12 protein-coding genes are annotated in these 12,181 nt (G+C 47.5%); 1 reads left to right on the top strand and 11 read right to left on the bottom strand.

The window, feature by feature from the left end; all coding sequences use genetic code 11:
* Positions 1-150 precede the first annotated feature (150 nt).
* From AC50Y5_RS26615 to AC50Y5_RS26580, 8 genes are all read right to left on the bottom strand, one after another.
* The gene (locus AC50Y5_RS26615; RefSeq protein WP_494864308.1) at positions 151-2,622 is read right to left on the bottom strand and encodes an EAL domain-containing protein; all 2,472 of its coding nucleotides are present in this window, start codon (positions 2,620-2,622) and stop codon (positions 151-153) included.
* Positions 2,623-2,742: 120 nt separating this feature from the next.
* The gene (locus AC50Y5_RS26610; protein WP_494864237.1) at positions 2,743-2,961 is read right to left on the bottom strand and encodes a hypothetical protein; all 219 of its coding nucleotides are present in this window, start codon (positions 2,959-2,961) and stop codon (positions 2,743-2,745) included.
* Positions 2,962-3,005: 44 nt separating this feature from the next.
* A complete protein-coding gene (locus AC50Y5_RS26605; protein WP_494864236.1) occupies positions 3,006-3,485 on the bottom strand; it encodes a hypothetical protein in 480 nt (159 codons plus the stop codon).
* A gap of 275 nt (positions 3,486-3,760) precedes the next feature.
* Positions 3,761-4,834, bottom strand: a complete 1,074-nt coding sequence (locus tag AC50Y5_RS26600) for a CobW family GTP-binding protein (RefSeq protein WP_494864235.1) — start codon at positions 4,832-4,834, stop codon at positions 3,761-3,763.
* 459 nt (positions 4,835-5,293) lie between these two features.
* A complete protein-coding gene (locus AC50Y5_RS26595; protein ID WP_235533354.1) occupies positions 5,294-5,425 on the bottom strand; it encodes a YjcZ family sporulation protein in 132 nt (43 codons plus the stop codon).
* Between the two features lie 123 nt (positions 5,426-5,548).
* The gene (locus AC50Y5_RS26590) at positions 5,549-6,370 is read right to left on the bottom strand and encodes a sugar phosphate isomerase/epimerase family protein (protein WP_494864234.1); all 822 of its coding nucleotides are present in this window, start codon (positions 6,368-6,370) and stop codon (positions 5,549-5,551) included.
* Positions 6,371-6,374: 4 nt separating this feature from the next.
* Positions 6,375-7,394, bottom strand: a complete 1,020-nt coding sequence (locus AC50Y5_RS26585; protein ID WP_494864233.1) for a zinc-dependent alcohol dehydrogenase — start codon at positions 7,392-7,394, stop codon at positions 6,375-6,377.
* Positions 7,395-7,426: 32 nt separating this feature from the next.
* Positions 7,427-8,329: a helix-turn-helix domain-containing protein gene (locus tag AC50Y5_RS26580; RefSeq protein WP_494864232.1), complete on the bottom strand. Its 903-nt coding sequence runs from the start codon at positions 8,327-8,329 to the stop codon at positions 7,427-7,429.
* Between the two features lie 299 nt (positions 8,330-8,628).
* On the opposite strand from AC50Y5_RS26580, the gene AC50Y5_RS26575 reads away from it, so the two are divergent.
* Entirely contained in the window at positions 8,629-9,189 is a 561-nt protein-coding gene (locus tag AC50Y5_RS26575) for a hypothetical protein (protein WP_494864231.1), read from the top strand.
* Positions 9,190-9,318: 129 nt separating this feature from the next.
* Here the strand turns inward: AC50Y5_RS26575 and AC50Y5_RS26570 are convergent, their stop codons facing one another.
* From AC50Y5_RS26570 to AC50Y5_RS26560, 3 genes are all read right to left on the bottom strand, one after another.
* A complete protein-coding gene (locus AC50Y5_RS26570) occupies positions 9,319-9,990 on the bottom strand; it encodes a M15 family metallopeptidase (RefSeq protein ID WP_494864230.1) in 672 nt (223 codons plus the stop codon).
* The gene (locus AC50Y5_RS26565; protein ID WP_494864229.1) at positions 9,990-10,490 is read right to left on the bottom strand and encodes a phage holin family protein; all 501 of its coding nucleotides are present in this window, start codon (positions 10,488-10,490) and stop codon (positions 9,990-9,992) included. Before AC50Y5_RS26565 ends, AC50Y5_RS26570 begins: the two co-directional genes overlap by 1 nt.
* A gap of 110 nt (positions 10,491-10,600) precedes the next feature.
* Entirely contained in the window at positions 10,601-12,178 is a 1,578-nt protein-coding gene (locus AC50Y5_RS26560) for a hypothetical protein (RefSeq protein WP_494864228.1), read from the bottom strand.
* Positions 12,179-12,181: the final 3 nt, after the last annotated feature.

The following is a 12,181-nucleotide window of genomic DNA, read 5'->3' as shown; positions in this document are numbered from 1 at the left end:
GGCGCACAACAAGCTTTGCCTCCATGAACGAAAAAAAGAGCCTGCCCTCGGACGGGAAGCTCCTGCTAATCTTTCCTTATTTTACACATGACTGGCTTAACCTACTCTTTAACCTACTCTAAGGCATTCAAACTCTAAGGCATACAAGCCCTAAGATACATGCTTGTGGTAAAGCTTGATGAAGCACTCAGCCGTAACCGGCGGACTATAAATATAGCCTTGCACCAGATCGCATTTATGCTGGCGAATAATTTGCAGCTCCTCGTCGGTTTCGACGCCTTCCGTCACAACCTTCATATTCAGGTTATGGGCGATAACGACGAGCGATTTAAAAATCATTTGCTTCTTAAAATCCGAGACAATATCATGGATAAATGATTTATCCAGCTTCAGATAATGCAGCGGAATGTTTTGCAAATAGCTAAGGGACGAATACCCCGTACCAAAATCATCTAGAGAAAGCCGAATGCCAAGCTGCTGCAGCTCGCGCAATATTTTCAGCGTGTTATCGGGATTGTCCATAAAAATCGTCTCCGTCAGCTCAAGCTCAATTTGCTCGGGTCTGACAGAAGCTTCTGTAATAATGGACTGGATCGTCTCCACGATATGCTTTTGCTGAAATTGCAGCATCGACATATTGACGCTGACCGTCAGCGCCGTGACGCCTTGCTGCTCCCACATCTTGATTTGTTTGCATGCCGTTCGAAGCACCCATTCCCCCAGCGGGATAATGAAGCCCGTCTTCTCGGCAAGCGGAATGAAATCAAGCGGCGAGATCATGCCAAACTCAGGATGGCGCCAGCGGATCAAAGCTTCGGCTCCGTATATTTGTCCGGATTTCAAATCCACCTTTGGCTGGTAATACAACACGAACTGCTCGCCCTCAAGCGCAGGGAACAGCCCATTTTCAAGCTCCTGCTCCCGCTTTGAAACATCCTTCATCGATGGGGAATACAGCCTGCTTGTATTGCGCTGCTTCTTGGCGACAAAAAGCGCGGTGTCCGCCTCCTTGACCATACGGTCGCCGGTTTCCTCCGTCAGCTCATGCTGCAAACTAATGCCAATGCTAGCGGTAATGTAAAATAGCCGGTCATTCAATTGTATAGGTTCGGCAATCGTAAGCAAAATATCATCAGCTACCAGCAGCAGCGGATTCATATGATTGACGTCATTCAGCAGCACAACAAATTCATCTCCGCCAAAACGGAACACCCGCCCATTAGAACCAACGGTCTGTTTGAGACGGTCCGCGAACTGCTTGAGCAGTTGGTCGCCCATCGCATAATCAAGCGTATCGTTAATGACTTTAAAGCGATCCAAATCGATATACAGCAGTGCTGCCTGCTTATTGCTGTAAGGAACAGTATGTATTTGCTCAATATGACGCGTATAGCCGTAACGATTAGGCAAGCCTGTCAACAAATCATGAGTCGCTTGAAATTCGATTAATTCCTCGCTCGCCTTGCGGTGATCAATCATGCGATTGAACTGCTGCGCCATAAATTCAAACTCGTCCTTCGTATCAATGTCCAGCTTCTGGTCGGTATCTCCCTCCACCAGCGCCGAGGACACGTGGACCACTTTGCGGATGTTTTGGAGCACAATTTTGCGAATGAGCAAAATCATCAGCATCGTTGTGAAAACAAAAGCAACCAGGGAAATGATGATGGTATTGCTTAAGCCTTTATAGTAGTCCTTGAGCATATTGCCCTTCGGAATGATCGTTTCAAAATACCATGTTTGATCCTTTATATGTATCGGGTTAAGCAGCCTCATTACCGTTCCGCCCAACATGGGGTCGGAAGTATACATAATGGTTAGAGCCTGCTCCTTCAGCTCCTCTAACGATTCGCCCTTAGGCAAAGGCAAATAAGGCTTGGATACCAGCGCGCGATCAAATCCATTAGCAAGGTAGCTGTCACCAGCCGTAATCATCGTCGCGTAGCCGCCCATAGGACGGATTTTCTCCACTTCCTGCTGCACCATGTCGAGGGAAATATCCGCTCCAACGACACCTAGAAACTTGCCCTGCTCATCCAAAATCGGATAAACAAATGACGAAATCAAAATCCGCTCGCCATTTATATCATAATAATAAGGCTCCATTAGAGCGAATTTCTTCGTCCGCTTGGGGATTTGGTAATAGTCCCCGTCGCCAATATTTTCATAGTTTTTATTAGGATAGGCTACTATCTTGTCGCCTTGACGCACAATATAGGGGACAAAACGTCCCGTGTCATCATCGTAGCTGCTTTTGTTGCGAAAATTCCCATCCTGATTATCGAACGCATTAGGCTCCCAAACCGTAAAAACACCGAGTATATAAGGCTGTTCCCGCACAAAATTTTCAATGAGTCTAACTGCCTCCGAGCGGTCAGTCATGTTATATTCCTTCATTTGCTGCAACGATTGCTGCAGTCCTTCAAGTCTAATCAAGGCATCGTTCGTTTCAATGGACATCTTGGTTGTGTAGGCATTGGACTGATTTTGCGCAACCAGTTCCCCTTGACGCAAGCTGACGTCGTAAAGCTTCATTAATTGAATGGAAGCAAGCAAAGTGAAAGACAGGATCATGAGGGCTCCCAAAGTAAAAATTAATTTATGTGCAATACCAACCCTCATTGTTTTCAAGTGCCTATCCTCCTCCAAATGAAGCTGCTTATTGAATCGACGAATTTTGCCAAATTATGATATAGTTCTAGTATACTTGACGCATTAATCCAAACACAACGCCAAATTAATTTAATATTTTAAATTACCACGACAAATTGCGACAATTATTGTCGAATCTCGATTTAACTGCCCTATCTGCTGAAAAAAAGCTGTTTTTCCGCCATTTCCACCTGGCTGCTGACGTTCAAAAAACTGTATTTCCTCCGAATCATTGCCTGTTATAGCCGAAAGCTCCCCTACATGTGATGGGAGCTTTCGCGCTTTCCGGCTCTGCTTTTGTTTTGCCATCCTTTGGCGGCACAGCTACCGTTTCAAGGGAAATAACGGCGAATTTAACGCCTGCTGTCGTCTGCCGTGTCCTTGGAGCGTTGAAACTTGCGAATATCCTCGCGCAGCTGCTCGGCCGTTTTTCCTTCAGTCTCAAGACCATACTCTTTCGCTGCATTGCGCAGCATTTCCAAACGCTTGGCCCGATGCTCCGCTTTAAAAGCTTCCCACTTCGCCGGGTCTTTATCCTTCGCTGCCTTCAGCTCGCTCTTTAATTGCTCGGCTGTCTTGCCTTCTACCGCAATGCCGAAATATTCAGCCATATAACGAAGCTTGGCGAGACGATACTGCTCGTAGCCCAGCGCGTGCTCGCGATGCTGCTTTTTATGCTCCTCGTGAAAATGGCCCTTGGCAGCTGGAAGCTTGTCAGGCTGTCCCTCCGCCTGTGGCGGCTGGGCAGGCTCGGCGGCATAGGCCGCGGGTAACGCTATGGCTGCTACGAGCAGGCATGCCGCTGCTGACCTCACTATTTTTGACTTATTCATCCTTGGACACAACCTTTCTGCTGGGCACAAGCGAAGAAAGAAAGGGCTATTTTTAAAATCCTTTCAGCGCCATGCCTGAATTCTTGATGCAAGAGGGCGAATCGCTTCAGCCCCTTTACTTGGTTATTTTGTCCATCAACGATTTAACATAATCATGAGAAAAGCGGAAGAATCATAAAAAACGCCAGAGCTTCTGCTCTGACGTCTGGCGCTGCAAATACAGCTTTATGTGTATGGAGACAGCCCATTTGCCCCGTTCTTACTGCTGGCTCGCTTTATGCTTCAGAAGAAGCGCCGTACTCCAACTGCTGAAGCTGTGCAATCAGCTCTTCCCGGGAAAAATGCTCGCCAATAAACACGGCTACATCATTAACTTTGCCTTGCGGTGTTATTTTCATAAAATCGCTTTCCCCATAGGCATATTGAAACAAGAAGCGGCTCGCCGTATCCGTAAAGGTCACGATGCCCTTCGCCCGATAAACATGCTCAGGCAAATTTCTTAGCAGCGCTTCAAACTGAACACTGTCTACGGGTCCCTGCAAATAATGGGTCAGCGCCATGACATGGTCATGCGAATGGTGGTGGTGCGCATGCTGCTCTTTATGCTCGGGAGAATGCTGGTGATGATCCTCATCATGCTCATGGGAGCAGCCCGGGCCACAGGCATGGACAGCTTCAGCGTTTTCCTGGTTCGCAGTCGGCGGCAAGGCCGCGGAGCTTGCAATCACCGGTTGCTGAGCGTCCAGCCAGGACCACTCGTCTATAATGCAGCGCATCGTTGCAACGATTTGGGCGTGGGCGTTCAGCTCCCGCAGCGCCTGCTGCGCTTCAACCAGCTGCTCCGGCTCCAGCTTGTCCACCTTATTAAGCAGCAAAAAGCTCGCGCAGCGAATTTGGTCCTGCATCAGCTTAAGCGTCCGTCCTTTGCCGGCACGGGTACGCTTTAACAGCTCAGGGCCATCTACAACTGTAATAACCGCTCGCAGATCAATGCGCATATACATGGCCGCTTCGGTTACGCCGTCCAAAATCTCCATTGGATTCGCAGCACCCGTTGATTCAATGACGATAATATCAGGATGATGCTCATCCATCAGCAGCTTCATCTCCAAGCTCAAATCGCCGCGAATCGTACAGCAAATACAGCCGCCCAGCAGCTCGGCCATCGGCACTTCATCTCCGACTTCTTGTCCATCCAAATTAATATCGCCCAGCTCATTCATAATGACAGCTGCTTTCTTACCTTCAGCCTGCCAATAATCGAGCATGCGTTTCAACAGCGTCGTCTTGCCGCTTCCGAGAAACCCGGTCAGCAAATAGACTGGTACTGGCGGTTTGCTATTTTCCATCTCCAAAACTCCCGTATCCCATTATTGTCCTTCTACATAAGCTTTATTATATCGTAATAGTTACGTTTTCGCACCTTAAATACGGCCCAAGCTATGTAAAAGCCCGGAGCGCGGGAAGCTCCGGGACAATTAAGCCTATTTCATGATTTTGCACGCTCAGGAAAGCTGGCAGTCTGAACGAAATAGCTTGCAGCGGTTATGCAAAACCTAATAAAGTTATGGGCCATGTCGGCAGACATCAACATTTATTCATTAGATGAAAGCGCGAGTGATGATAACAAGTAGAATGAAAAGGACAAGGATCGCTCCTACGTTAGTAAAGGGGCTGCAGCCGTGGCCGTGGCCGTAGCCTGCACCTGCTAAATTGTAGCTCATTTGTTCAACTCCTTTTTGTTCAGATATACGTTTCTGCAGCCCAGCGCCTAGTTCGGTGCCGAACCGCCAGATCCTATAACTGGACTATAGCCAGCAAGCGCGAGTAATAATTACAAGCAGGATGAAAAGTACAAGAATCGATCCTACGCTTGTGAAAGCTCCGCCTACACCGCAAGGGGCACAGCCAATTCCAGCGTTTGCCACATTGTAGCTCATTTGTCCATCTCCTTTGGTTGAAGTACACAGTATCCTATGGACGAAATGGCGAAACGGTATAGGCGCTTGCAAGAAATGTGCGTTTGCCCCGTTAACTGCGGGCTTGCTGGCTTAAGGAGCCTTTTATGCAAAAACCTTGTCAAATCCAGCTTTGGAGCGGCTTAGCAGTTCATCTGCTGTTCCTTCAGGAGCAGTCTGGGTCAATATTTCCTGTACAACTGGCCCCTTGTAGCCGATGTCGACGAGCGCAGCAAGAAAGCCTTTCAGGTCAATAACCCCTTCACCAGGGTAGAGGCGGTCATTGTCCAGCAGCTCAGCGACAGGAAGATCGCGGGCATCATTAATATGAACGTGAACGACCTGATCAGCTCTGAGGCTCCGCAAATGCTCCGGCGTAAAACCCGTCGTATGGCAATGATAAGCGTCCACCAGCAAGCCAACATTTGGCCGATTTATTGCCGAAATAAGCGCTAGCGTCTCCTCAACCGTCCATATAAAAGGGTTCGCCCATGCCGTCCGCAAATGATGCGGTCCCACAAACTCCAGCGCAAAACGAATGCCATACGCGTCCAAAATGTCGGCAATTTGGCGCAGGCGGGCTACCGCTAGCACGGTGAACAGGGCCGATTTATTGTCCGTCGAGGGTAAAATATAGGTACAGCAGGCTGTACCTCCCAATTGTGCCGCAGCCGCTGCATGCAGCGGAAGCTGCTTCAAGCCTTCCCGAAACTGCTCATCCGTGCCGCGCCATTCAACATTCAGCCCTATGGAGCCTAAAGTCACCTGATGGTCAGACAGCAGCCTCACTGCTCCTTGCTCCCCATGCTTTTCTACAAGCGCTTTGGCATCGATATCCACAACGCCGAATCCGTACTCTGCCGCTTTTGCAATCAGCTGTTCATCTGTAATGGAGCCTAATCCCGACTTGCTTAATCCTCTAATCATTCCCCTACACCTCTTCCCAGTTAAATAGCACACCTAAATATTCATCTTTTTTATTGCGTAATCCTTCATAGGCAGCAGGTGCATCAGCAGGACTCATAATGTGGCTAATGAGCGGCTCGATCTGCAGCTTGCCATATTGCATGAGGCGGAATACGACCTCAGAATTGCGTACAAGGGAATGCTTGACGAATGCTTCCGGCGTTAGCGGATAACGCCATTCATGCGCTCCCTTGAACGTCACACAGCCGCGACCATTCAAATGAATGCTGTTCAGCAAGTCGGTTACATTGCTTTGCAGCTCTCCCCTTGGGCTGCCGAGCAGAATCGCTTCCCCATATTGGCCGACAAGCGCTACATTGTCCAAAATAACTTGCGGGACGCCGGTCGCTTCGATAAGTGTAGATACCCCTTTGCCGCCCGTCAACTCCATAACCCGCTTATGCGTATCCGCGCCTGCCTCAATGGCATGCTGGATGCCGCAATTTTTCGCGAGGTCTCTGCGTTTTGCAGCTAAATCAATGCCAATAACCGAAGCGCCTTGAAGTCCAGCAAGCTGCGCGGCCATATTGCCAATTAGGCCAAGGCCTGTCACCGCTACATAATCGCCCAGTTCAATCGACGATACTCGCGTGCTTGTCATCGCTACCGTGGCCATTCGTGTAAAAGGAGCCCAAGCCAGCGGCAAGCTGTCCGGCACTTTAAGAAACACCCCGCTTGTCGTCGTCAGCTCATAGCGGGAATGCTTCCCGTAATGAAACACCATATCGCCAATTTGGAAGCCTTCAGCCGCATCCGGCCCCAATGCTACAATTTCACTAGCTGCCGCATACCCTGGTACAGATGGCATATGGAACCAGCCTTCGCCACCCGAAAGACAAGCAAGCTCCGTGCCAGGGCTAATGAGCGTATAATGCTTTTTCACCAGCACCTGATTGCCTGTAAGCTCTGGAACCTGGGCTTGCAGCTCCTCCTGCTTCACTTCTACTTTCCATGGCGCTGTAAATTCAATTTGCGTGTTTTTCATGAGACGCACTCTCCCGTTATGTATTGGTTGGACTACCCGCTTATGAGACTCCGGATAGGACCGGATGCTTCGGCCTTGAATTGGCTGGGGGTCAAGCCCGCCTCGCGTTTGAATATTCGGCTAAAATGATGAATGCTCGAAAATCCGCTGCCCGCCGATATCGCTGTCAACGTCTCCCTGCCTGCCATAATCCGTTTTTTGGCATGCTCAATGCGCACATACGTCAAATACTTATGAAGCGTGACACCCGTCTGCTCTTTAAATAAGTTGGATAAATAGCCCGGCGACAGCCCGGACTGCTCACTTATGCGATCATTATCCAGTTCAGGATCAGCGTAATGCTGCTGAATGTAGTCAATGCATTGCTGGATTGGCGCCCACGCTTTCGCCTGTGTGCCCTCCTGGCGCTCATGCCCGCTTTGATTGCGCAGAAAAAGCACGAGCAGTTGCAGTGCGATTGCCTTAAGCTCCAGCTCGCTAGTGGCGCCGCCTTCTATAAATCTTTTTCGCATAATGAGAAACAGCTTCTTCAGCTCCATGCGGTCAGGCCCGCTAATGGCGGAAACCGGATGCAAGCCTTGCAGCAATTGCTCACACTGTGGAATGATTAGCTGCTCACCTGTTACAATGCCAATGAACTGCCAACGTTCGCGGTTAACATCATGGAATAAATCAAAGTGAAAAATATACTGAATGAGCGGCTCGCTCGACGTAGAGCGAATGAAATGCGTCATCAGCGGCGGCATCACAATGGCATCGCCTTCTCCAAGCTGATAGCGAACGCCATCTAATATAAAATCGGCTTGCCCCTGCTCAATAAACGTAAATACATGGTCAAAATCCAGCCACTCGCCCGATAGCTCGGCGGATTTGATGATTTTAACAAAACGCACGAATGGGGAAATATCTTTTAATGCTGCTGCCGAAAAAGTCATCCGCTAGCCCTCCTCCTGCGAAAATAGCTTATAAGCTTTAGTTTAACATGAAGAGGCAATCATTGGAGGGAGAGACAAACTCGCGATCATGTGCTTTTTCGCCTATTCGTTTGCTTTGCTACCGTTTTATTTTAACGTAATAACGCTTCCAATTCTTTAGGGGAAAACATGACTATTTAACAAAAACTACGATTTATTTTTCACAAGGATGTGGTAGGAAAATAGACTTTGCTGGAGAATATAGTTCAACTGAGGACATCGTGCTTTTATATTCAAATGAAAGGAAGGTGACCCTGCCCATGTCTCTTTTTTATTATATGGCCGCTAGCCATGAGCTTCCAACAGGCTCGTTCGGGATGAATAATAAGACGATGACACTAATGGATTACGTCACTTATGTGAATCCAGAGGCTAAAAATCATGAACATATGAAAACTTTATTGGAGAAATATCCGAAAGGGGACAAACTGATAGAAATTTATGAAACCGAAGAGGATGCTGCGGGGTTATTTGTAAGCGGGCCCATGGAAAATCAAGATGCCTCTCATATTTTCCGCCTCCCCTATGTATACGAAGTACACCCGGATGGCGGCTCCTTCCAAATGAATGAGGAAATAAAGCGCTTGTATCCCACTGCCTATCCATGCAGCAAAAAATGCTTGACGGAGCTGTTCCATTACTTCGACCGCAATCTGGAAATCGGTGAGGAAATCGAGCTATTTTCCTGCTGGGCGGATGGAATGGAGCGCTTTAGGGAAGCGTCCAAGCTGGAGCCTGATCTGATGCTAGAAATATCTGAGCTGCTTCAAGCAGAGGAGTTCGAATGGAAGAGGCAGCAGTACATCGTGGTCAAAAAGTAAGCTTGCGGCAAGCGCCGAAATGGAGAGCGTCTGGTGAGTAACGCAAAAGTGCGTCGAAATCGTAATTTCTCTCCATTTCTTTGTTCAGATTCTATTTGCAAGTCGGCAAAATAGATGGCCGCAGGCGGTTTATTGTTCTTTTTGTCCGCTTGCTTTGCGAAGCTCATTTGCAAGTCGATGAGCTTCTTGCATGCCTGCTGCATCGCCTTTTTGCTTGTATGCTGCCCAGGAAGGCTGCAAGTAACGTTTAATAAGATCATTAGCATCATCGGCTTTCATCATATAGGAGTCCTCCTTCGTTATAATCGCCATCGCAGCCGCAATCTGCGCCGCTGTTGGCCGAATGCCCGCCCGAAGCTGTGCCGTCGTCAGGCCGAACGTCATTTCAAAATGGGGATAATCCTTAAATGAGGTCCAATCTCCTCCCCACGCAAAACCAAGCCGCTTCGCTTCATCTACTACCTCGGCCCAGTCCGCGACTTTATTGGCATTGCCGTCGCGCTTCGTATCCCAGTAAACCTGCTTCCCATCCGGGGATAGCAGCGCAAAATCTATTGCTACGCCAAAATTATGGTAGCTGTAGCCGCCTTTGGCGTTAGTGACAATGCTGCCCGCCGACGTTCGGCCTTGCGCATAGAGCTTGTCTTGCTCAGCAATTGTACGCAGCCCTTGCGTAATGACGATGGGAATATCACGCGCATAGCAGCGTTCGATCAAGCGTTCCGCTGCGGCGCGAACGGGGGATAGAAGCCCCTCAAGTCTGGGCACGGATTTATTTTTCACCTGTATAAGGGTCAGCATTAGGAATCCTTCCTTTCTGTTTGTTCAGTTGGGTCAGTAGGTTCTGCGCCACGTCTCGTTGCCCGTTCAATCTTCGCCTGCAGCTCGCTTTCGATCAGCTTGACGACAGCCTCGGGAATCCATTTGCCCCAGCCGGCGCGGTAGGCATTGGCTGTCAGCGACTGCCATGTGTGATAGATTAGTCCAATCGTGATCGCGTAGAAAAATAGCCCCGGCATCGCCAGCATCATATCCAGCAAATTCGCCAGCACCGGAAGGGCTAGAAGAAACAGCGTCCGCAGTACGCCCTGCATACCGTATTCCGAGGAATACGTCGTATCTTTATAAGAAGCGGCAATGCCCGTAATCCAATCCAGCCCAATAACCACAATTAGCAGCAAAATCGGAATCAGCCTCCCCTCCCCATAAATCAACCCAATCCACGGTGCCAAAAAAGCGCCCACCGCTCCCGCAATCGTTGTCCCCGGCGTAATATCAACGTTAAAAATAGGTTTGAACATCTTAATGTTGCCCCCTTTCGTGTTGGTCTCAGCGCGGTTGTTGCGCTAGAGTCAAAAAAATGAGGCCCCGCCGGAGCGGAGCCTTATTTAAATAATGATTTCATCACCAATTAAACTCTAGAGATCGATAGCCAACTATTTCTTCCATCCATATTTGTGACACAACTTGCCGTGCAATTACCATAAAAATCGATAATATCTCCAACATTTAAATAAACTAGAGTCGAACCCGAAATAGTAACATATCCCGCTGAATTGTTGGTTACCGAGCCTAATGTTCTTGCATAAATACCATTTACATATATGATAAGTTGACTGTTTGAGCCAGCAGCAACACTCATTAGTTGAATCGATGCCGCAATATGATGAGGACCAGCTGTTTTTGCTGTAAATCGATTGCCTCCAGTCCACTCCCCAAGATGATCTTTACCAATCGTTGCATATGCCAGTCTTGTAATCACATTTGTAGGTAAAGAAACAGCTGAAGATGTATGCGCAGCTTCAACATATGATTTTGCAGATGCTGTATTATCTCCCCATGGATTTATCACTGAGTTTGCATTATTAACAATCATCCCACCAGTATCCGCGAACATAGGAACATTCGAAGTGATAAGAGACGAAAGAATTGTCAATTTTGCATTAAGTTGAGCCGTGTAAGCCACATTGTTTCCAACTCCAGAGATCGTCTCAGCTATCATACCCGAAGAGTAGGCACATAGTATTGCATTGCTTTTATTGCTAATTTCACAGTCATAAATACTTACAACAGGAGAAGTGATAGCGAATGCTCCAATCTTATCAGAACCTACAAAAACAGAACGACAGTATTGAACACTAACGTAGCCTGGATTATCGTAAATAAAAATGCTAGAATTATTGGATCCAATCGGAGCTGTTGTAAATTCAAATCCCTTCAGAATTACGCGAACCGTATTTTTCTCCGAAATAAAATTATTAAATTTATAATTAACCGCACTGCTCCTGTCTGCTGCTCCGATTATAGAAATGGACCCTTTTCCAGTAAAACCCTTCAAACTAATTTCTTCACTGTAAGTACCAGCTGCTACATTAATAACGATTGCATGGTTAACAATGTTAGGTATAATCGCTATGGCAGCCGCAGTGGTTTTAAAAGCTCCGGATGCTGTATTAGTAAGACCGTTGTTATTGTCATCACCATCTGATCTTACATATAAAGTCAAATTCATGGCAGTTGTTGTGGGTACATACTCAGTATAATCCCATTTTAAAGTGCCAGTTCCCCTATTTCCTTTTAAAACAGTTATCTTATTGTTAGGAGCGTTAACATCAAACATTATTGAATTATAGGATGGATTAAACCGTTTATATTCTGTACCATCATGATATGCATTGGCATTTAAACGCGAAACTATGCCTTCTACGTTAGTAGAACTACCAGAAGCACGAACAACAAAATTATTACTTGTAACTGGCCCTACAAAATTCTCACCACCATTGGAAACGAAGCGACGCGCTACTAAATCACCTTCCTCTGTTCTTTGAGAGATTGTATTCGGTTCTGCTCCACTAGTAGCTCCATGTACACCAGTTGTAGCATCTGTGTGAATATCCACTGTTTCACGATTTTCATTCACTTCCTGACCCAACTCATTCATATCCGTCTCGGTCACGATATCATTAAATTTCCAGTCTGTTTTAGCCATGTT

This window comes from Paenibacillus sp. JT22N7 (assembly GCF_059383875.1).
The sequence above is the reverse complement of the archived record's forward strand: the minus strand, read 5'-3'. Positions and strand labels throughout refer to the sequence as shown.